This window comes from Streptomyces dryopteridis (assembly GCF_049606955.1).
In the GTDB taxonomy this organism is placed as follows: Bacteria; Actinomycetota; Actinomycetes; order Streptomycetales; family Streptomycetaceae; genus Streptomyces.
Genome location: NZ_CP187114.1, coordinates 1,960,800 through 1,983,524, shown reverse-complemented (window position 1 = coordinate 1,983,524; position 22,725 = coordinate 1,960,800). Strand labels below are relative to the sequence as shown.

The window sequence follows — 22,725 nt, the reverse complement described above, 5'->3', positions numbered from 1 at the left end:
GCCTTCCCGTTCAGTTGTCCGCGGCGGTGATCCGGGCGATCCCCGCGGCGAGTTCGCGCACCGTCGAGTAGTCGAAGAGCAGCTCGACGTCGAAGTCCGCGTCGAGCTCCGACTGGATGCGGGCGGCGATGCGCATGGCGCGCAGCGAGTCGCCGCCGAGGTCGAAGAAGTCCTCGTCGAGGCCCACTTCCGGCAGGGCCAGCACCTCACGGAAGATGCGGGCGATCGTCTCCTCCGTTCCCTCGGGCGAGGGCTCCGCGGCCGGGTCGGTCACGGCGACGGGGGGTGCTTCGGACGGCACCGTCAGGGCGAGCAGGTCGGTCTTGCCCGCGGCGGTGAGCGGCAGTGCGTCCAGCGTGATCAGGGTGTCGGGGATCATGTACGAGGGCAGCCGGTGCCGGAGCCGCTCGCGCAGCTCGTCCGGTGTCGCCGGGGCGGTGCGGTCGGCCGGCACGGTCCAGGCCACGAGCCGTTCGTCGCGTACGGCGACGGCGGCGCCGACGATCCGCGGTTCCTCCAGCAGCACCTGTTCGATCTCGCCGGGCTCGATGCGGTAGCCGCGCAGCTTGAGTTGGCGGTCGATGCGTCCGAGGATCTCGATCCGGCCGTCGGAGAGGGTGCGCGCGTGGTCGCCGGTGCGGAACATGCGCGAGCGCCCGTCGGCGTACGGATCCGGCACGAAGCGCTCCGCGTTCAGTTCGGGCCGCTTCCAGTAGCCTTCGGCGACGCCGTCGCCCCCGATGCACAGCTCGCCGACGCAACCGATCGGCGCGAGCCCGCCGTGTGAGTCGAGGACGCGCAGGGTGGTGTTCGAGATCGGGCGTCCGACCGTGACGCGGGTGGTCTCGGCGTGGATCTCCTCGACACTGGAGTAGACGGTGGTCTCGGTCGGCCCGTACATGTTCCACACGCTTTCGCCCCGCTCGGCCAGCGGTCGCGCCAGGTCCGGGGGAAATGCCTCGCCGCAGCTGTACAGCCGCGGGGAGCCGGCGCCGCGCCAGCCCGAGTCCAGCAGCGCCCGGTAGCGCGAGGGCGTGGCCTGGAGCGCGGTGACGCCGTGCCGGGTGACGTAGGCGTCCACCTCCTTGCCGCTCAGTCCGAGCGTCCCTCCGCCGACGTGGACCGTGGCCCCCACCGCGAGCGGTACCAGGAGTTCGGCCAGTGAGGTGTCGAAGGTGAGGGTGGTCAGGGCGAGGAAGCGGTCGTCCGGTCCGAGGCCGGGGTGCCGCAGCGCCAGGCTGTCCACGAGGTTGGCGAGGGCGCGGTGGCCGATGGCCACGCCCTTGGGGCGCCCGGTGGAGCCGGAGGTGTAGATGACGTACGCCCGTCCGTCCGGGTCGGCGCCCGGCAGGTCGGTGGTGGCCGCGGGTTCGGCCGTCCACTCCTCGCGCGACAGGTCCAGCACGGTGACGCCGGGACTCGGCGCCGGGGCCGCGGCGGAATCGGTGAGCACGAGGGCGGGTTCGGAGTCCAGCAGGACGTGGGCGGTCCGGTCCGCCGGGTGTGCCGGGTCCAGCGGGACGAAGGCGGCGCCGGCGCGGGCGACGGCGAGGAGGGCGGTGACCAGGTCGGCGCCGCGGCCCAGGCACACGCCGACGCGGTCGCCGGGGGCGACGCCGAGGGCGACCAGGCGTCGGGCCAGTGTCGTGGCCCGGGTGTCGAGTTCCCGGTAGGTGTGGGTGGTATCGCCCGAGACGACCGCCGGGTGGTCCGGGCGGGCGGTCACTGCCCGGTCGATGAGGTCGGCGAGCAGTGCGCGTGGTGCGGTGCGGTCGACGTCCGTGCCGTTCCAGCGGTCCACGAGCAGGGCGCGGGTCTCTTCGGGCACCGCGAGGAGGTCGCGGACGCGCGTCTGCGGTCGGTCGGCGAGCCGTTCCAGGACGGTGGTGACGTGCCCGAGGAGGCGTTCCGCCTCGCCGTCGCCGAACACGGCCGTGTCCACGACGAGTTGGAGGGCCAGTGCGGCATCGGCCCGGACCACGAGGGTGGCGGTGTAGTTGGTGCGGGTCTCGTAGCGGACGCCCGTGACGCGGAGCGCTCCGCCGGCCAGTTCGGCCCGGGAGGTGTCCGGGTAGTTCTCGAACACGACGACGGTGTCGAAGAGCTGCGTTCCGCGTTCCGTTCCGGCCCAGCGTCGGATGTCGGTGAGCGGTGTGTGCTGGTGTTCCAGGACGGGGTGGCGGGAGGTGGCGTACGCGGACAGCCAGTCCTGGGCGGCCAGGTCGTGGTCGACACATGCCCGTACGGGAACGGTGTTGATGAACATGCCGATCATGGACTCTGCGCCGGGCAGTGGCGGGCGTCCGCCGACGGTGACGCCCACGACCACGTCGTCCCGGCCCGAGTAGCGGGCGACGGTGCCCGCCCAGGCGGCCTCCACGACGCTGCCGAGGGTGGTCGATCTGGCCGCTGCCAGGTCACGCAGCCGGGCGGTGACCCCGGCGGACAGGTGGCCCCGTACGGTACGGAACCCTCCGGACGGCTTGGCGCCGGGACGCATTCCGGGCAGGGTGAGGACCGCGGGCTCGCGGTAGTCCGCCAGGTAGTCGCTCCAGAAGGCGCGGTCGCGCTCGGGGTCCTGTCGGCTCAGCCAGGTGATGTGGTCGCGGAAGCGGGGCGGGGGGGTGGGGGCGGGGGCGCCGGGGGCGGACAGCGCGGTGGTGACCTCTGCCATCAGCAGGGCGGCCGACCAGCCGTCGAGGATCATGTGGTGGTACGTCCACACCATGAGGTGTTCGTCCGCGCGCAGCCGCAGGACCAGCAGGCGCATCAGCGGCGGGCGGGTGGGGTCGAAGGGTTCACCGCGCCGCCGCGCCACCTCCTTGTCGACCGTCTCGGCACGGACCGTGTCGTCCAGGTCGGTCAGGTCACGGAAGTCGACGGGGACTTCCGCGGCGGGCAGCACCACTTGGCGGGGGGCGCTGATGCGTTCGTGGACGAAGGCCGTGCGCAGCGCGGGGTGGCGGGCGACCACGGTCTGCCAAGCGGCCTTCAGTGCTCCGAGGTCGAGGGCGCCGTGGACCGTGAAGGTGGTCGTCTCGACATAGAGGCCGTGCTCGGGTGAGGCGGTGGTGTGGTAGAGCATGCCCTCCTGCGCGGGCGAGAGCGGGTAGATGTCCTCGATGTCGTTCACTGCGTGTCCTGTCCGGACCGGAACAGGTTCAGCACCTGTTCCAGGTCCTCGTTGCTGAGGTCGGCGTCCGGGAAGTGGCCCGGTGCCCCGGGGGACGGGGCGGGGGCGGCGGGGGCCGTGTGGGCCGGGCCGTCCGTCCCGGGGGTGTCCGTCCCGGGGGTGGTGGTCGTGGCGCCGAGGCGGTCGGCGAGCGCGCCGACGGTGGGGTGGGCGAAGAGGTCTCCGGGTGACACGGCCAGGCCCGCGTTGCGCATCTCCGCGGCGATCTGCACGATGGCCAGCGAGTCCGCGCCCAGTTCGAAGAGGTTGTCGTCGGGTCCCACCTCGGGCAGACCGAGCAGCCGGGCCCACACCCGCGCGATCCGTCCCGGGAGCCCGTCCGGGAGGTCGTCCAGCGTGACCCGTTGGGGATCGGGCGCCGGCTCGGGCCTGTCCGTCGCGGTGGGCGGGGCGCCCCGGGGAGTGACCAGGACGTGCGGCAGGTGGGGATTGGCGAGGACCAGGTCGAGGGCTCGAAGGCCGTCGCGGGTGGTGATCCCGGGCTCTTGGCCCGGGTCGGACCGGCCCGGCGGGTTCTGCCCCGGGGTGGCGGGCAGCGGGCGCAGCACGAAACCCTGGATCGTGACGGTCGGACGGCCCTGGGGGTCGGTTACCGTGACGTCGGCGACCAGGGTGTCGCCCTTCCGCGGATCGCCCGAGACCGGGACGACGCGGGCGTGGCCCTCGGGGCCCGGGTCGCGGTGGAGGATCAGCCTGCGGTAGGCGGCGGGAAGGTGTCGGCCGGTGCTCTCCGCGATGGCGCCCGTCGCGGCGTCGAGGAGCGCCGGGTGGAGCGGGTGGACCGTCACGTCGTCGTGGTGGTGCTCGGGGAGCCGCAGGGACAGCAGGGCCTGCCCGGAGCCCCGGTAGGTCCGCGTGACGCACTGCCAGCGGGGCCCGGTGGTCAGGATCCCGCCCGTTCCCGGGCCCGGCGGCGCCGGGACGGGGGTGGGGCCGGCGGGGGGCGCGGTGAGGTCGAGGTCCTGGGGCGTGGGGCCGTCGTACGGGCGGATCCGGCCCTGGCCGTGCGGGCGGCCGGGGGACGTGGAGGACACCACCTCCCACTCGTGGCCGCCTCCGGCCTGCGGTCGCAACCGTACGAGGACCTCGGGCGGCGCGGTCTCGGGGAGTCGCAGGGGGTTGGTGAAGACCGCGTCCAGCTCGACCGGTGCGGGTACGGCCGCGGCGCTGTCCTCGGGCTCGTCGTCCGGTCGTGCCAGGCACCGGTGCGCGGCGATCGTCAGGTCGAGCAGCGCTGTGCCGGGGAGGACCGGTTCCCCGGCCAGGCGGTGTTCGTCGGAGAGCCACGTGGTGTGCGGGCCTCGGCGCAGGCGGAACTCGGTCCATCCGTCGGAGGTGTCGCGCCGGGTGTCGAACAGGGGGTGTTCCAGGGCTTCGGCCTCTTCGCCCGTCCGGTCCTCGGTGCCGCCGCGCACGGCCATGCCCGTCTGGGACCAGCGGTCCCAGCCGATGGAGACGGCCGTGTCGGTGGTGTGCGCGAAGTTGTCCAGGAAGGCGTTGGCTCCGGTGTAGTCAGCCTGTCCGGCCACGCCCGTCACGGCCAGTACGGACGAGCACAACACCAGGACCGGGCGGTCCCGTTCGGTGAGCCGGTGCAGCAGTACGGTGCCCCGCACCTTCGGTGCCAGGACGCGCGCGATGGCCTCCGGGCCGCGCAGGGCCAGCACGCCGTCGCCCGGCAGGCCGGCGGCGTGCACGACGCCGGCGATCCGTCCGTGTCGTGCGCGGATCCGGTCGAGCGCCTCGGCCAGGCTCCGCTCGTCGGTGACGTCGCACTGGACGAGGCACACCTCGGAGCCGTTGGCGCGGAGCGCCGCCAGGGTCCGCGCCGTTTCCGGGGGGCAGGTGGGGGCGGGTTTCGCGCCCTTCGGCCTGATCACCTCCCAGGTGGGCCCGTCGGGGACAGGTCGACGGGAGAGGAGGACGAGGCGGCGGTCGGGCCGGTCGGCGAGGCGGGTGGCGACGGCGGTGCCGATGCCTCCCATGCCTCCGGTGATCAACCAGGTGCCGGCGGGGGGTTCGGTGGGCGGCCGGGTGGGGTCCCCGAGCGCCGGGCGCGCGGCCTGCGGCAGCAGTCGGGCGCGGCCTCTGACGGCGACCACCGGGTCGGGCGCCCCGGCGCCGTGGACGAGTGCCGCGAGTTCGGTGACGACCGCGGCGGCGGCGCGGGTCAGGTCGCCGGGTGCGTCGGGGGTGAGGTCCAGGTCCAGGAGGCGCACCGCGCTGCCCGGGAGTTCCAGGGGCAGGACTCGGGCCGGTCCGACGGCGGCGGCGGCGTGAGGGGTGCGGGGGCGTCGGCCGCCCGCGGCGAGGGCCGCGTCGCTGACCAGCAGCATTCTCAGGGGTCGGCCGGGGAACCGTTCGCTCAGCGCGTGGGCCAGGGCCGCGGGTACGGTGACGGCGCGCAGGGCGCAGCGAGCCACGACGTCGGCGGTGGCGAGGTCGATGGCGGGATCGTCCACGGACCAGCAGGAGACCACCGCGTCCGGGACGGTGGCGGCGGCCGCGAGGTCGGCCGCCAGGGCGCGGAAGGCGTCCGGGTGCTCGGGGTCCAGGCGGTGGTCGTCCGTTCCGGTGTCCGTTTCGCTCGGTGCCCCGGGCGGGTCGGTGCGGACCCGGTGGACTCGGGCGCCGTCGCGGATCAGTCGTGCGGCGACCTCGTCGGCCAGGCCCGAGGCGTCGGCGAGCAGCAGCACCGTGCCGAGGTCCGTGCCGGGTACCGGGGCGGGTGGCACGGAGGGGACCCAGGTCTGTACGTGCAGCCAGTCCTCGGGGCGGTCCGTCGCGGTGGTCGCGGGGGTGGTGGACGGGTCCGCGTCGACGGTGCGGCCGGCGGGCCGGGTGGAGGGGGACGAGGGCTCGAACCAGTGCCGGGTTCGTGCGAACGGGTAGGTCGGCAGGGGGACGTGGCGGCGCCCGGCCCGCTCGCCCAGGGCGGTCCAGTCGACGGGGGTGCCGGTTTCCCACAGGCGCGCCACGGCGGTGAGGTGGGCGGGGGGCCGGTCGGGGTCGTCGTGGGGGCGTCCGAGTGTCGCCAGCACCGACCGGTCGGTGCCGAGAGTGCGGCGGGCGAAGCCGGACAGCGCGCCGCCGGGGCCCGCCTCGACCAGTGTCGCGGTCGGCGGGAGGGCCCGCAGCGCGTCGGAGAAGCGGACCGTCTCGCGCAGTTGACGGGCCCAGTGGGCCGGGGAGGTCGCTTCTTCGGGGGTGAGCGGGCGGCCGGTCAGGGAGGAGACGACGGGGATCCGCGGGGCTCGCGCCGGCGTGGCGGCGACGAGAGCGGCGAACTCGTCGAGGAGGGGGTCGGCGTGGCGGCTGTGGAAGGCGTGTCGGACGGGCAGTTCGCGGGCGGACACGCCCCGTTCGTCGAGGGCTTCCCTCAGTCGTGCGAGGGCGGCCGGCTCGCCGGTGGCCACACAGCGGTCGGGTGCGTTGACGGCGGCGAGCTCGGGCCGCAGGGGCAGTTGTCCGCCGGCGGCGAGGGCGTCGACGACACGGCGGAGTTCGGCTTCGGGCAGTGGTACGGCCAGCATCGCCCCGGCCGGCATCCGGCTCATGAGCGCGCCCCGGCGGGCGACCAGTCGGGCGGTGTCCGGGAGGGTGAACACCCCGGCGGCGCAGGCCGCGGTGAGTTCGCCGACGCTGTGCCCGGCCAGTGCGACGGGGCGGACGCCCAGGGCCGCCCACCATTCGGTGAGGGCGTACTCGACGGCGAACAGGGCGGGTTGGGCCACCTCCGTGCGGTCGAAGAGGTCTTCGTGTCCGGGGTCCAGGAGCAGGTCCCGCAGGGGGGCGTCCGTCCACGGGCGCAGGGCGTCCAGGCACCGGTCGAGGGCCTCGCGGAACACCGGTTCGTCGGCATACGGTCGTGCCGCCGCGCCCGGGGAGCCGGCGCCTTGGCCGGGGTAGAGGAGGGCGACCCCACCGAGGGCGTCGCCGGCGCGCACGGGAGCGGTGCGGGACGCGGCGAGGGCCGTCGTGTGGCCGGGGGCCGCCGTGACGGCGCGGCGCCAGGGGTGGGCGGTGCGACCGGTCTGGAGGGTGTGCGCGGTGTCGGCGAGGGCGTGGGCGGCCGGGTCGGTCACGGTCGTGTGGAGCCGGTCGGTCAGTCTTTCCAGCGCTTCCGGTGCGCGGGCGGACAGGGGCAGCACCTGCCACCCGTCGGGCCGGGCGGCGTCCGGTGTCCGGCGGGCCGCCGGTGGGGCGTCCCGGAGGATGACGTGGGCGTTGGTGCCGCCGATGCCGAAGGAGCTGACGCCGGCCGTGCGGGTGCCGTCGTCACCGGTCCAGGGTTCGGCGGTGGTCAGCACCCGGAAGCGGCTGGTGTCGAGGCCGGGCGAGGGGGTCTCGAAGTGCGCGGTGGGCAGCAGGGTGCGGTGTTGGAGCGCGAGGACCGTCTTGATCAGTCCGGCCATGCCGGCGCAGGTGTCCAGGTGGCCCACATTCGACTTGACGGCTCCCAGGACCCGGCGGGGGTCTGGGGCGTCGGCGAAGACCCGGTCGAGGGCCGCGAGTTCGATGCGGTCGCCGAGGGCCGTGCCGGTGCCGTGGGCCTCCAGGCAGGAGATGTCCTCGGGGCCGACGCCGGCGACGGACTGGGCGGCGCCGATGACGCGTACCTGTCCCTCCAGGCCGGGGGCGGTGAACCCGACCTTGCGGTCGCCGTCGTTGTTGACGGCGGAGCCGAGCAGGACCGCGCGGACGGTGTCGCCGTCCGCGACGGCGTCGGCGAGTCGTTTGAGGACGACGGCGCCGACGCCGCTGCCGAAGACGGTGCCGCCCGCGGCGGCGTCGAACGGCCGGCAGTGGCCGTCCGGCGACAGGATGCCGCCTTCGGTGTGGAGGTAGCCCATGCCTTGGGCGACGCCCGCGGAGACGGCCCCGACGACGGCCACGTCGCACTCTCCGCTGAGCAGTGCCTCGCCCGCCAGGTGCACGGCGACCAGTGCCGAGGAGCAGGCGGTCTGCACGCTGAGGCTGGGGCCGGTGAGGCCGAGCCGGTAGGAGGCCTGGGTGGCCAGGTAGTCCTTGTCACCGGCGGCCAGCCACTGGACGTCGGCCCGGTCGGCGAGTTCGGCGGCGTGCGGCAGGAGGTGGTGGGTCAGGTACGAGTTGAAGCCGGCCGACGCGTAGACGCCGATGTCGCCGTCCACGCCCCGGGTCGGTTGGCCGGCGTCCTCCAGCGCGGAGACGACGCATTGGAGGAACAGCCGGTGTTGCGGGTCCATGAGCGCGGCGTCGCGCGGGGTGATGCCGAAGTACTCGGCGTCGAACTCGTCGATGCCGTCGAGCACTCCTCCGGCGGGTACGAATCCCGGGGCGGCCCGCCGATCGGCGGGCACGCCGAGCGCGGCCAGTTCCTCGGGGGTGCGAAAGGTGATGCTGTCCCGGCCCGCCACGAGGTTCGCCCAGAAGGCTTCGGCGTCGGGTGCCCCGGGGAAGCGGCACGCGAGTCCGGTCACGGCGATGGCGTCCGGGAGGTCCGGTGCGCCGGTGGTGCTCCCGGTGCCCTGGCTGGTCATTCGGTCTGTCTCCTTAGGGGCGGTGCGTGCCGCGTGGGCGGGGTCCGGGGGCGGGTCGGGGCGTGGCCCCGACCCGCCGCTCGGGTTCTCTCAGCCGGTGGCCGGGCCGCCGGGTTCGCCGGGGCGGCGTGCGGCACGCCGTCGCTCGTGGTGTCGGCGGCGGCCGGCGGCGGGGTCCCCGGGCTCGGCCGGGGATGTGGTCGGGGCCGGTGGTGTCGTGTCCGTGCCGGTCGCCGGGGCCGCCGTGGTGGGTGCGGGGGCGGCGGGTTCGGTGCGCTCCAGAAGGTCGGCGAGGCGGCGGACGGTCGGGCTGTCGAACATCTCGACGACCGACAGTTCCCGGCCGAACTCCTCGGTGATGCGGCGCTGGACGCGGACCAGGTGGATGGAGGTCGCACCGGCGTCGAAGAAGTTCGCGTCGACGTCGATCTCACGGCCGTCCAGCACCTCCCGCCACAGGGCCGCGAGCCGTTGCACGGTGGTGCCGGCGAGGACGACGGACGGTGCCGGTCGCGCCGCCGGGGTGGCCGGGGCGGCCTGCGGCGCGGGGAGCGCGTCCGGTCGGGCGAGCGCCTTGCGGTCCACCTTCCCGTTGGCCGACAGGGGCAGGGCGTCGATGACCCGGACCTGGCGGGGAACCATGTACGCCGGCAGGCGCCGGGCGAGTTCCTCCCGCACCGCGTTCGCCCACCGGTCCCCGGAGTCGGCGGCCGTGGCCGCGCCGGCCGGAAGGCCCCCGAGCAGTGTGTGGAGCACCGTCTGGTCGCGCTCGAGGCTGAGGACCTCGTGCAGCGGGCCGGCGTGCACGTCACCGATGGGGCAGAGGCCGATGCGGTGGTCGGCGGCGCGCTGACGCAGCAGCTGGGCCATGGCCCCCGCCTCCAGCAGCGCGAAGCGGTCGGCGAGCTCGCCGTACACGGGCCGCACCGCGGTGTCGCGAGCGACGAGGTGGACGGCGAACCCGGCCCGTCCGACCAGCGGCCTGTTGGACTCCCCGTACAGGACGGGGTCCATGGCCCGCCGGGCACCCTCCGGGCCGTCCAGCGCAACCAGGGCCGGGCCGGCCGGGTCCAGGTAGTAGGTGCCGGCCGCGATCCCCGCGATGCCGTCGGGAGCGACGGCCAGGTAGGTCTGGACGGGGTAGAGGCCGCCGGCCGAGCCGTACGCGTACCGGGGCAGGCCGTCGTCGTCCTGGCGCGCCAGCACGGTCAGCAGCGCGTACACGTCGGCGGCCGGCACCGGGCCGGTGCCGAACGCGGTGGCTGCGCCGCGCGTGCTCGACGCGGCGCGCAGCGCCTGGGTGTCCGCCGGCAGTTCGAACGGCGTGATCCCGCGTCCCGCGAGGTCCTCGCGCCGCCCGGGTTGACGCAGCCGCGTCTGGAGCCTGCGCACCTGTTCGGCGTCGAGGCCGACGGCGGGCGCGGCCGGGGCGGCCGGGGCCTCCGGCACGACGTACGCCGCGATTCGCGTCGAGGTGCCGGAGCCCTCGACGAGCGCGGCTGCCTCGCGGACGCCTTCGGTGCGCACGAGCGCCGCCTCGATCTCGCCGAGTTCGATGCGCATGCCGCGCACCTTGACCTGGGAGTCCTCACGGCCCAGGAACTCCAGGCCGCCGTCCGGCATCAGCCGGGCCAGGTCTCCGGTCCGGTAGAGCCGCTCCCCGGTGACGGGGTGCGTGGGGAAGGCGCGGTCCGTGAGGTCCGGTGCGTGGCGGTAGCCCGTGGCGAGTCCCACGCCCCCGATGTACAGGGCGCCCGGCACGCCGGTGGGGCGGAGCCGGAAGGCGTCGTCGAGGACGTGCATCGTCTGGTTTCGCATGGGACGGCCGTAGGGGATGCTCGGCCGCTCCGGGTCCACCGTGCCCACCGGGTGCAGCACGGACCAGATCGACGCCTCGGTGGCGCCTCCCATGCTGATGACCTCGGCGGTCGGGGCGACGGCCCGGATGTGGTCGGGCATGCCGACGGGGATCCAGTCTCCGCTGAGCAGGACCAGGCGCAGGCTCTTGACGTCCGCCGCGGGGTTGCCCGCGGTGTGCGCGAGGAGCATCTCCATCAGGGCGGGCACCGAGTTCCACACCGTGACGCCGTGCTCGGCGACGAGCCGGGCCCAGCGGACCGGGTCGCGTTCCTCCCCCGGGCCCGGCAGGACGAGGGCGGCGCCCGCGGCGAGTGTGCCGAAGACGTCGTACACGGAGAGGTCGAAGCCGAGGGAGGACAGGGCGAACACCCGGTCCTCGGCCCGCACGTCGAAGCGGTCGTTGACGTCGATGACCGTGTTCAGGGCGCCCCGGTGGTCGATCATCACCCCCTTGGGCTCGCCGGTGGAGCCGGAGGTGTAGATCACGTAGGCCAGGTCGCCGGGGGTGGTGGGGGACAACGGGTCGTATTCGGGACCGGCGGTGTCGCCGGTCGCCACGACCTCGTCGAAGCGCAGGACGGTGATCCCGTCCGGGGCCCGGCCCTCGGTGGAGGCGGAGGCGGGTGCGAGCAGCGCCACGGCTCCCGCGTGTTCAAGGGAGCGGGCGACGCGTGCGGCGGGCAGGCCGCTGTCCAGGGGCAGGTAGACCGCTCCGGCTCGGAGCACTCCGATGACGGACGCGACCTGTTCCCAGCCTCGGTCGGCCAGGACGCCGACGAGCTCGCCGGCCCGCACGCCCGTCTCGCGCAGGCCGCGGGCGACGGCGAGCGAGGCCCGGTCGAGTTCCCCGTAGGTGACCGTGCCGGTGGCGGAGACGACCGCGACGCGGTCGGGCCGCCGGCGCGCGTGGGAGAGGAAGGGTTCGTGCAGCAGGCCGGTCGGGAGCGGCCCCGCGGTCGCGTTGAGCTCGGCGTGGCGGAGGATCTGCGCGGGCGGGAGGATCTCCCGGTGCGCGTCGGTCCATGCCTCGGGCTCCTCGGCGAGGGCGGTCAGCAGTGCCGTGTACGCGGCGAACATGTCGTCGAGCACGCCGGGCGGGAACAGCGCCTCGACGGCGTCCCAGGTCAGTCGCAGCCGACCGGCGTCCTCGGATATCTGGTGGTCGAGCCAGACCTGGGGGGTCTGGGTGATGGTGTACGCGACGCGGGTGCCCGTGTCGGACGGCGGAGTGCCGTCGGCGTCCTCGGCGCCCAGTTCGCTGGTGAAGACCACGGGCATGGCGGCGTCGGTGACGCCGCGGCGCCGGGCCAGCTCGCCCGCGACCCACACCCCGCTGACGAGTCGGTGGTCGAGGTCCTCCCAAAGCCGGTCCTGAATGCGGCGGGTCCGCTCCTCGAAGGATCCGGAGACCGCTCCGTCCACCTCCAGCATGGTGAGGGCGGTGAAGTCTCCGATGAGGGAGGGCAGGTCGGGGTGGTCGCCGGCCCGGTTGAACAGGGTGAGGTTGAGGGTGAAGCGGTCCGTGCCCGCCCAGGTGCCCAGCACCGTGGAGTACGCGGAGAGGGCGAGCGCCGAGGGGGTGATCCGCGCGGCGGCGGCCCGTTCCCTGAGCCGATCCCACACCTCCTTCGGCAGGTGGGCCTCACGGCGGTGGAACCGGGTTTCCGTCAGTTCTTCGGGGCGACGCGCCAACGGCAGCGGGGGCGCCGGCGGCAGGGTGTCGAGCCGGCCGCGCCAGTAGGCCAGGTCGCGTTCGTGTTCGGGCCCCTCGCGGCGCTGCCGTTCGGCCGTGACGTAGTCCCGGAAGGACAGTTCGAGGGGGTGCGGCTCCGGCTCTCCCCGGTAGGCGGCGAGCAGTTCCCGCAACAGGATCCGGACGCTGCCGCCGTCGGCGATCAGGGTGTCGATGCCGAGGTGGAGCCGGGCGTCGGCGTCCCCGGTGCGACTGGCCCTGATGTCGAACAGCGGCCAGGTCTCGGAGGGCAGCACCTGGTGGGACATCGTCCGGCGGGTCGTCTCCAGCCGGGCGTCGCGTCCGGCCTCGTCGAGACCGCGCAGGTCCTCCACCGCGATGTGGTAGTCGGGGACCTCCGCGAGCACGCGTTGCGTGCCGTCCTCGTCGACCACGATGCGCAGCGCGTCGTGCCGGCGCACCAGAGCCCGCCACGCTCCTTCGAGACGCGGCAGGTCGACGTCGTCGACGTCGAGTTCGACGTACAGGTGACAGGAGACGTCACCGCCCACGCTGCCACTGCGGCCGATCCAGTAGGCGCGCTGCACGTCGGTGAGCGGGAACGGGTCGTGCCGGTGCTCCCGGTCCGGGACGAGGGGGGCCGGGGCGGGGGCCTGCGCCGCTTCCGCGGGTGCGTCGGTGGCGGATCCTCGCGCGGCCCGCGCGAGGGCGGCGACGGTGGGCGCCTCGAACAGGGTGCGCAGGGGGAGCCGGACGCCCAGTGCGCGCCGGATGCCGGCGATGACCTGGGTGGCGAGGAGGGAGTGGCCGCCGAGTTCGAAGAAGTCGTCGTGGATGCCGACCCGTTCGACCTTCAGCGCCTCGCGCCAGACGGCCGCGATGGCCTCCTCTGCCGGGGTCGTCGGCGCGGCGTACTCCGCGCCCGCCTCCCGTCCCGGGGCGGGTGCGGGCAGTGCCCCGCGGTCCACCTTGCCGTTGCCCGTCAGGGGCAGCGCTTCGAGCAGGACGAAGTGGGACGGGACGAGGAACGGCGGCAGCCGGCGGGCGAGTTCGGCCCGGAGCTCGGCGGGGGTCGGGGGCGTCTCGGGGACGGCCGGCACGACGTAGGCGGCGAGGGCGGCGGCGGAGGTGCCGAGCCGGTGGCCCGTGACGACGCACTGACGGACCGTCGGCAGGTCGGTGAGCGCGCTCTCGACCTCGCCCGCCTCCACGCGGAAACCGCGGATCTTCAGCTGGTGGTCGTTTCGGGACAGGTAGTCGAGCCGGCCGTCGCGGCGTACGCGGACGATGTCGCCCGTGCGGTAGAGCCGTTCGGCCGGGCCGGTCGGTTCGGCCCCGCCGGACGATCCGACGAACCGTTCGGTGGTGAGTTCCGGGCGTCCCAGGTAGCCGGCGGTCACGCCGGCGCCGCCGATGTACAACTCGCCGGGGACTCCGACGGGAACGCGCCGACCGTTCGGGTCGAGCACGCGGACGGTGGTGCCGGCGATCGGCCGTCCGATGGTGACGGTCCCCTCGGCGGGATCGACCGGGTCGGTGGTGGACCACACGGTGGTCTCGGTCGGGCCGTACATGTTGCGGATGGTGCCGCGCACGTGCTCGGCGAGTCCGCGGACGAGTTCGGAGTCGAGGGCCTCGCCGCCGAGCAGCAGTTGCCGCAGCTCGCCGAGGGCGGCGGGGTCCGGCTCGTCGAGGAGTGCCCGGGCGTGTGAGGGCGTGCATTGGAGGTGGCTGACGCCTGCCTCCCGGATCAGTGCGGTGAGCGGGACCGCCTCGCGGGGCGCGCCGCGCCCGCTCCCGGTGGCCCGTTCCTTGAGCTCGCGGAGCCCGGACAGGGCCGCGAGCGCGGCGTCCGCGTCGGTGACGAAGTCGACCAGACAGGCGATCTCGTCCACACCGGCCTCGGTGAGCCGGCGCACCAGGGGCAGCCGGTCCTCGACGGTGCCGATCAGTGAACTGTCCGCCAGGTAGCGGGCGCAGGCGTGGTCGAGGAGGGCCTCCTGGTCGTCCTCGGTGAAGTCGTCGGCCGTGACGTCGATGCCCAGGGCGCGGGCCGCGTTCTCGATCAGGCCGACGGAGGAGCGCAGGTAGTCGCGGAACGGCTGCCAGGTGTGGGTGCGGACCTCCTCGGCGTCGTCACCGATGAAGGTGTGCAGCATGAGGGTGACGTGGGGCTCTCCCGGGTGTCCGGCCCGACGCCACGCGTCCCGGTAGATCGCGATGCGCTCGGTGAGTTCCGCGACGCTCTGGCCCAGCAGGTGGGTCAGCAGTCGCGCCCCGGCCTCGCCCGCCTTGCGGCAGGTCTCGGGGTTCCCCGAGGAGGTGAGCCACACGGGGAGCTCGGCCTGGACGGGGCGGGGCAGGACACCGACCTCGACGGTTCGGCCGCGGGGGCCCTCGAAGGACGCCTTCTCGCCGCGCCACAGCCCGCGGACCTCGTCCATGCCGTCCAGGGTGCGGGTCTGTCGGTCCTCGTAGGCGTCCTTGGCGAGGACGAAGTCGTCCATGTTCCAGCCGGAGGCGAAGGACAGTCCGACCCGGCCGCCGGAGAGGTTGTCGACGACCGACCACTCCTCCGCCACCCGGACCGGGTGGTGGAGCGGCATGACGACGCTGCCGGCGCGGATGCCGATGCGCCGGGTGGCGGTGGCCACGGCGGCGGCGAGCACGGACGGCGCGGGGAAGGGGCCGCCGAAGGCGTGGAAGTGTCGTTCCGGAAGCCATACCGCGCCGAAGCCGTGCTCGTCGCCGAAGCGGGCGCCGTCCATCAGCAGCCGGTACTGGTCCGGTCCGGTCGGGCCGGAGGTGCCGGCGAAGTAGAAGAGGCTGAACTCGGGCGCGGTCGAGGTGGTGGCGGTCCGGCCGGGCGCGGGCTCGTGGGCGGGACCGCCGGCGTCCGAGGCCAGGACCACACGGTGGCCGCGGCTGACCGTCCACAGCAGTTCGAGCACGGAGATGTCGAAGGAGACGCTGGTGACGGCGAGCCAGGTCACCGGGGCCTCGCCGGTGTCCACGACGTGGTCCATCGCGGTCAGGAAGGCGGTGAGGTTCCGGTGGAGGACCACCACGCCCTTCGGCCGGCCGGTGGAGCCGGAGGTGTGGATGACGTACGCCGGCGCGTCGGGGTCGGCGGGTGCGACGGTCCGGTCGGCCGGTGTGTCGGTCGGGGCGGCGGGCGCGTCGACATCGACCAAGGGCACGTCCTCGGGGACCATGCCGGTGCCGAATGCCTCGCGGGTCGCCGTGTGGACGAGGACCGCGGTGGGCGTCGCGTCCTCACACACGTACCGCAGTCGCGGGCGCGGGTAGTCCGGGTCGAGCGGCAGGTAGGCCGCGCCCGTCATGAGGACGCCGAGCAGGGCGGCCGGCAGGTCGGCGCACCGGCGCATGCCGACGCCGACCCGGTCACCCGGCCGGACGCCCGCCGTTCGCAGGCGGGCGGCGATGTCGGCGGCCCGGTCCCGCAGTTCCCGGAAGGTCAGCGAGGCTCCGGCGCAGGTGACGGCCTCGGCGTCCGGGTGGTCGCCGACGGCCGTGGCGAAGGCGGTGAGGAGGTCCGCGGTGTCCTCGGGCAGGGGCCCGCCGTCACCGGATTCGTCGAGCGCCGCCTGTTCGGCGGGGGTGAGGGCCAGCAGGTCCGACAGGCGCAGGTCCGGGTCGGCCGTGCCACGGCGCAGCACGCGTTCCAGCGCGTCCGTGAGGGTGCGCGCGGTGTCCTCGTCGAACAGGTCCCGGCTGTACTCGCAGATGCCCTCGGTGGCGGACCCTCGTCGGGCCAGTTCCAGGCTGAGGTCGGTGCGGCACAGCCCGTTGTCGAGGTCGACGACGCGTGCCTCGACGCCGGGCAGCACGAGTGCGCGCTCGGGGACGTTGCGGTAGCCGAACTGCACCTGGTACAGGGGGGCGTGGCCGAGGGCACGTTCGGGGCTCAGCTCGCGCACGAGACGCTCGAAGGGGACTCGGGCGTGCGCCAGCGCTCCGAGGGACGCCTCCCTGGCCCGCGAGAGCAGTTCGCCGAACGTGGGGTCGTCGGACAGGTCGGCCCGCAGCACCAGGCTGTTGACGAACATGCCGACCAGCGGGGCCAGTTCGGGTCGGTCGCGGCCGGCGGTGGGTACGCCGACGACGACGTCCTCCTGTCCGGAGTGGCGCGTCAGGACGGCCTGCCAGGCGGCGAGGGTCACCATGAACGGTGTGGCCCTGGCCTCGCGGGCGGTGTTCTCGACGGCCTCGCTGAGGTCGGAGTCCAGGGTGAAGCGGACGCGACCACCGCGGTGGGTGGGCACCGCGGGGCGCGGCCGGTCGGTGGCGAGGTCGAGCAGCGGGGGCGCGTCGGCCAGGTGTTCCCGCCAGTAGGCCAGGTCGTCCGCCAGGTGCTCGTCGGTCAGCTCGCGGCGTTGCCAGGCGGCCCAGTCGGCGTATTGCAGGGGCAGTGACCGCTCGGCGCTCTCCGTGCCCTCGACGCGGGCGCCGTATTCGGCGCACAGGTCCTCCACGAGCACGGCTCTGGACCAGGCGTCGCCGACCATGTGGTGGTTGACCACGACCAGCAGGGCCCGATCCACGGCGGACCTGATCAGCAGGGCGCGGAACAGCGGGCCGTTCTCGGGGTCGAAGGCGCGCGCGGCCTCCTCTTGGGCCAGGGCTCGTTCGTCGGGCCGCAGGCCGTCGGCGCCGGGTCGCGCGGTCGCGTCGCCCCGGGGGGTGTCCACGACCCGCAGAACGGTGTCCGGGGTGGGCAGCACGCGCTGCACCGGGGTCCCGTCGGCGGGGTCGACGACGGTGCGCAGGGCCTGGTGACGGTCGACGAGCGCGGTCAGCGCCGTGGCGAGGGCGTCCGGGTCGAGGCGGCCGGTCAGGAGCAGCGCGACGTACTCGTTGTGGACGCCGAGGCCCGGTGTGAGTTGTTCCAGGAACCACAGCCGTTCCTGCCCGAAGGAGAGCGGGGCCGGGCCGTCCACGGGCCGGATCGGATCCCCGGCGGGGGTGTCGACGGCCGGGCCGGCGCCGGTGGCAACGGCGGTCGCGTCGGCGGTACGGCCACGCAGGCGGGCCTCGAACGCGGCCCGCCGTTCGGGGCTGAGCCGGGCGAGACGCTCTTCCCGGTCGGTGGGCTTGGTGGTCACTGGTTCTCCAGTTCGGCGAGGATGTGTTCCTCGATCAGCTCGGCGAGATCGGCGACGGTGCCGCCCTCGAAGAACGCGCGGGCGGGTACGTCGACGTCGAATTCGGCGCGCAGCCGGGCCACGACCTGTGCGGCCAGGAGGGAGTGTCCGCCGAGGGCGAGGAAGTCGTCGTGGACGCCGACCCGGTCGACACCGAGCATCTCGCCGTAGATCTCGGCGAGCCGCTCCTCCGTCGGGGTGGCCGGGGCCGCGTAGGCGGTGGTCAGGTCGGGGCGGGGCAGGGCGACGGGTGCGGGGCGGGCCACGAGGGGTTCGTCGACGAGCCGGAGGGTGCCGTCGACGACGGAGGCCGAGGAGCGGGCCACCACCGCCCGGCCGGCGGGAGCGGCCAGGAGAGCCGAGAAGGCGCGTGCGCCCTGCTCGGGCGTGAGTGCCCCGGCGAGCATGCGTTCCTGCAGCGCCTTGAGGTCGGTGGGCACCTCGGCCTCGCCCGCCATCCCGAGGCCGGTCCACATGTCCCAGTCGACGGCGAGGGCGTGTCGGACCCCCCGGGACGCCTCGGCCTCGGCCGCAGCGGCCAGGTAGGCGTTGGCGGCGGCGTAGTCCGCCTGGCCGTAGGTGGGGAGCACGGTGGCGAGGGAGGAGCAGACGAGGAACACCCGGGCCTCGTCCGGGCGCAGGGCCGCGAGGAGGTTGTCCGTGCCGGTCACCTTGGGGCCGAGGACCGCTCGCGCGTCCCCGTCCTCGCGCAGGGCGACGGAGCCGCCGCCGGGCAGGCCGGCGGCGTGCACCACACCGTGGATGGAGCCGAAGGCCGAGCGGACCTCGTCCAGGGCCGCGTTCAGGGAGTCCGCGTCGGTGACGTCGGCGCGCAGGGCGAGAACCTCGGTCCCGGACCCGCGCAGTTCACGGAGCAGGTCGGCGGCGGGTCCGTCGTCGGGGTCGCGCCGGCCCAGCAGGGCGAGGCGGGTGCCGGGGACGCGCGCCAGGTGGGCGGCGAGGGTCCGGCCGATGCCGCCGGCGCCACCGGTGACGACCCAGGTGGCGGCTTCCGGGAGGTGGGCGGCGAGGTCGGGGACGGGTCGTTCGACGGCCTCGACGGTACGGGTGAGCAGGTCCTCGCCGCGCAGGGCGAGGAGTCGGGCGGGCGCGGCCAGCACGGCGTTCAGGACGGCTTCGGCGCGGACGGCGTCCAGCGCGTCGTCGGCTCCCAGGTCTATCTGGGAGCAGCGCAGGTTCGGGTACTCCTCGGGGAGAACCTGGACGGGGCCGCTGAGCATGGCGGCGGCGGGGTCGGGGCGTTCCTCGGCCGCGGTGCGGAACGCGCCGCGGGTCAGGACGCCGAGGCGCACCTCGTTGACGACGCTCTCCTCGGCCATGGCGCGGGCGAGCCGTACGAGCCCGAAGTAGTGGGCCGTCTCGTCGGGGGCCGTGGTGGGGGTGTCCCGGCCGGCGCCCAGGCCCCAGGCGTAGAGCACGGCGGTGGGGGTGCGCACCAGTGCGCGCAGGTCGGCCAGGAGCTTGGCGTACTGGGTCGGGTCGGTCGCGTCGATTTCGTAGACGCCGCGCCGGACGCGCCGGTACCCGTCGCCGGGGTGAACGACCGTGACGATCTGTCCGCGTGCGGTCAGCAGGTCCACGACGGGCTGGGCCGTGCCGTCGGGGTCCATCAGGACGAGCCAGGTCCGACGGCGGCCGGACAGCCGTTCGGCGGTGTCGTCGACGGTCGTCGGGCGCCAGACGTGGACGGCGTGCACGGCGTCGACCGTCGCCGGCGGCGTGGGCTCGGCGACGGGCGTGGGCGGGGTCGCGGTGCCGGGCTCGATCCAGTGGTGCCGGTGCTCGAAGGGATAGGTGGGCAGGGCGGTCACACGGGCGCCGGGCGCGACGGGCTCCCACACGACGTGGGCGCCGTGGGCCCACAGCCCCGCCAGGGACAGCGCCGCGGAGGCGGGCTCGTCCTCGGGGCCGCCCCGGCCTCGGGAGGGCAGCGGGGGCGGGGCGAGCCGCGTCCCGGTGTCCGCGGGGCGCACCGAGCGCACGAGGTCCGTCAGGACGCCGCCGGGGCCGTTCTCGACCAGGACGAGGCCGTCGTCCAAGCCGATCAGGGTGTCGAGGGCGCGGTCGAAGCGGACGGGTTCGCGCATCTGGCGGGCCCAGTGGGCGGGATCGGTGGCCTCTTCCGCGGTGATCAGGTCGCCGGTGGTCCCGGACACGAACGGCACCGCGGGCGCGTGGCGCGCGACGCCCGCGACCTCCTCGGCGAAGCGCGTGGCCGCGTCCTCGCACAGGGCGCTGTGGAAGGCCCGGTCGGTCGGCAGCCGCAGCGGGCGCAGGCCGCGTCCTTCGAGATCGGCACGGGCCCGGTCGACGGCGGCGGGCGGGCCGGCCAGGACGCTCGCCGCGGGGCCGTTGACCGCGGCGAGGTCGAGACCGTACCGACCGGCCGCCTCGACGGCGTCGGCCTCGCCGAGCGGCACCGCGAGCATCGCTCCGGGTTGTGTGTCCTCCATGAGACGTCCGCGCACGACGGCCAGCCGCAGGGCGTCCGGCAGCTCGAAGACCCCGGACAGTGCGGCGGCGGTGAACTCGCCGAGGCTGTGGCCGAGGAGCGCCGCCGGGCGTACGCCCCGGTGTTCCCACAGGCGGGAGAGCGCGTGACCGATGGCGACGACGGCGGGCTGTCGCAGGGAGGTGCGTCCGAGCAGTTCCCGGTCGCCGGAGCCCAGCAGGGCGATCAGGTCCTGTCCGAGGTGGGGGCGTAGGAGTTCGGCGCACTGGTCCAGCGCGGCCCTGAAGACCGGCTGGGTGGCGTGGAGGCCCAGCGCCGTGCCCGGGGGCAGCTCGCCCTGGCCGGGAAGGAGGAACGCCACGGGCGCGTCGACGCGGTCGGTGCGGGCCCGCACCGACCGGCGGCGTCCACCCGCGCGCAGCGCGGTGACGGCCTCGGCGGTGTCGTGGGCGAGGACGACCGCACGGTGGTCCAGGCGCCGCCGTCCGGTGCGCAGGGTGTGCGCGACGTCCGCGAGGGGCACGTCCGGGTGCGCCTCCAGGTGTGCGGCGAGCCGCTCGGCGACGCTGTCGAGGGCGGTGGAGGTGCGGGCCGAGAGGGGCAGGGCGACCGGGGGGCCCGGCGGCGTGTCGGGTCCGGCCTCGGGCCGGTCGGCGGGGCGCGGGGCCTCCTCCAGGACGACGTGGGCGTTGGTGCCGCCGATGCCGAAGGCGCTGACCGCCGCGCGGCGGGGGCCTTCGCCGACCGGCCATGCCGTGGGCCGGTCTGGTACGAAGAACGGCGTGGAGGTGAGGGCGGGGGCCGGGGTGTCGCCGTCGTGCAGGGTGGCGGGGATCCGGCCGTGGCGCAGTGCCTGGACCGCGCTGATGAAGCCGGTGATGCCGGCCGCGGTGTCCAGGTGCCCGACACGGGACTTCACCGAGCCGAGCGCGCACCAGGGGGACTGGTCGGTGTCGGGGTCGCCGGCGCGGTACGCGCTGGTGAGCGCCTCGATCTCGATCGGGTCACCGAGCGCCGTGCCGGTTCCGTGTCCCTCCACGTAGCCGATGGAACGCGCGGGCACGTCGGCGACCGACAGCGCCTCGCGGATCACGGCCACTTGGCCGGCGACGCCGGGGGCGGTGTAACCCGCCTTGGCGGCGCCGTCGTTGTTGACGGCCGAGCCGAGGATCACCGCGTGGACGCGGTCGCCGTCGGCGAGGGCGTCGGAGAGCCTCTTGAGCACGACGACGCCCGCACCGTTGCCGAAGACGGTGCCGTTGGCTCCGGCCCCGTAGGGGCGGCAGTGGCCGTCGGGGGACTCGATTCCGCCGTCGACAGGCAGGTAGCCGGCGCGGTGGGGCACGGTGACCGTGACCCCGCCGGCCAGGGCGAGGTCGCTCTCCTGCGTGAGCAGACTCTGCACGGCCAGGTGGACCGCGACGAGGGAGGTGGAGCAGGCCGTCTGGACACCGACGGCCGGTCCGCGCAGGTTCAGCTTGTACGCGGTGCGGCCGGCCAGCTGGTCGGGTTGGTTCCCCTGGAAGAGGAGGGGGACACCGAGCGCGGCGCGCAGGTCGGTACGGGGCAGCAGGTTGTGGATCAGGTAGGTGCTCAGCAGGGAGCCCGCGTAGACCGCGACGGGCCCCGGGGACCGGTCCGGGTCGCAGCCGGCGTCCTCCAGCGCCGCCCACGCGCATTCGAGGAAGACGCGCTGCTGCGGGTCGATGACCGATGCCTCCAGGGCTCCGTGCCCGAAGAGTTGGGAGTCGAACCCGGCGATGTCCCCCAGAACGCCCTTGGCGGGGATGTAGCCGGGGGCCGCCGCGTCGGCCGCGGGCACGCCGGAGGCGCGCAGTTCCTCCGGCGTGAACCGGGAGATCGCCTCGGCCCCGCTCTCCAGCAGGTCCCACAGGCCGTCGGGGGATTCGGCCCCGGGGAACCGTCCCGCCATGCCGACGACGGCGATCCGGCCGTCGGTGTCGACCCGGTCGTCCCGGTCCGGCTGTCCCTGCTGTGCGTTCAAGATGTTCTCCGTTGGTGGCTCGTGCGGCCCTGCGCGTCGGCGGGCGGATGGGGGGCGGCGTGGTCCCGTCCGGGGGTCAGACCGCCATCAGGTAGCGCTGGAAACGCGGCATGAGGTGTTCGAGGGCCCGGACCTCGACGGCGGTCAGGTCCGGGTGCCAGACGTCCCACAGCAGGACGGCGCGCTGTTGGTCGCCCCGGTTCCATGCCTCGTGGATGAAGCTGTCGTCGAAGAGGATGACCTCGCCCTCCGCCCAGCCCCGTTCGTCGTCGGCGACCTTGATGGCGCAGCCCGGCGGGACGATCAGCGGCAGGTGGGCGGTGAGCAACAGGTTCACGCCACCCGTGTGCGGTGTGATGTGGACGCCGGGGTTGAGAACGGTGAACATGCCGTCGCGCGGACCGTGCGGGGTCGTGCCGAGCACCTCGCAGGTCTTCGGGCAGCGTTCGCGGGCCTCGTCGCGCCAGGCGCCGTCGCGGTAGATCTGGTAGGTGTCCCAGCCCTGCCAGCCGAGCTCCTTGGTGTACAGGTCCTCGTAGGGCGCGAACCGGGCGGACGCCTCGCGCAGGGCGAGGAACTCCGCCTTGATCTCCTCGTAGGCGGCCTCGACGCCGGCCACCCACGGCTGTGCCGCGGTGTCGTGCCACGGCAGGGCGCTGATCTCGGGGAAGAAGAGCCGGGTGGGCTCCTGGTCGTCGTGGAGGTAGTCGGGGGTGCGTTCGCCGACCAGGATGGCCAGGCACTCCTCGACCCGGTCGAGCCCGTCCGAGCCCACCGCGTGGCGCAATTCCGTCATCACGCTCTGCACGTCCAT

5 protein-coding genes are annotated in these 22,725 nt (G+C 74.7%); all 5 read right to left on the bottom strand.

All coding sequences use genetic code 11. The annotated features are described in order from the left end of the window. Window positions 1-10: 10 nt before the first annotated feature. Window positions 11-3,133: a non-ribosomal peptide synthetase gene (locus ACN20G_RS35330; RefSeq protein WP_424217354.1), complete on the bottom strand. Its 3,123-nt coding sequence runs from the start codon at window positions 3,131-3,133 to the stop codon at window positions 11-13. After that, the gene (locus ACN20G_RS35325) at window positions 3,130-8,715 is read right to left on the bottom strand and encodes an SDR family NAD(P)-dependent oxidoreductase (protein ID WP_424217353.1); all 5,586 of its coding nucleotides are present in this window, start codon (window positions 8,713-8,715) and stop codon (window positions 3,130-3,132) included. Before ACN20G_RS35325 ends, ACN20G_RS35330 begins: the two co-directional genes overlap by 4 nt. Window positions 8,716-8,805: 90 nt before the next feature. Beyond that, window positions 8,806-17,394, bottom strand: coding sequence for an amino acid adenylation domain-containing protein (locus ACN20G_RS35320; protein WP_424217352.1), 8,589 nt, complete (start codon window positions 17,392-17,394; stop codon window positions 8,806-8,808). Continuing rightward, window positions 17,391-21,911, bottom strand: a complete 4,521-nt coding sequence (locus ACN20G_RS35315) for an SDR family NAD(P)-dependent oxidoreductase (protein ID WP_424217351.1) — start codon at window positions 21,909-21,911, stop codon at window positions 17,391-17,393. The genes ACN20G_RS35320 and ACN20G_RS35315 overlap by 4 nt, the downstream gene beginning before the upstream one ends. Before the next feature lie 76 nt (window positions 21,912-21,987). Then, a complete protein-coding gene (locus ACN20G_RS35310; protein WP_424217350.1) occupies window positions 21,988-22,725 on the bottom strand; it encodes an aspartyl/asparaginyl beta-hydroxylase domain-containing protein in 738 nt (245 codons plus the stop codon).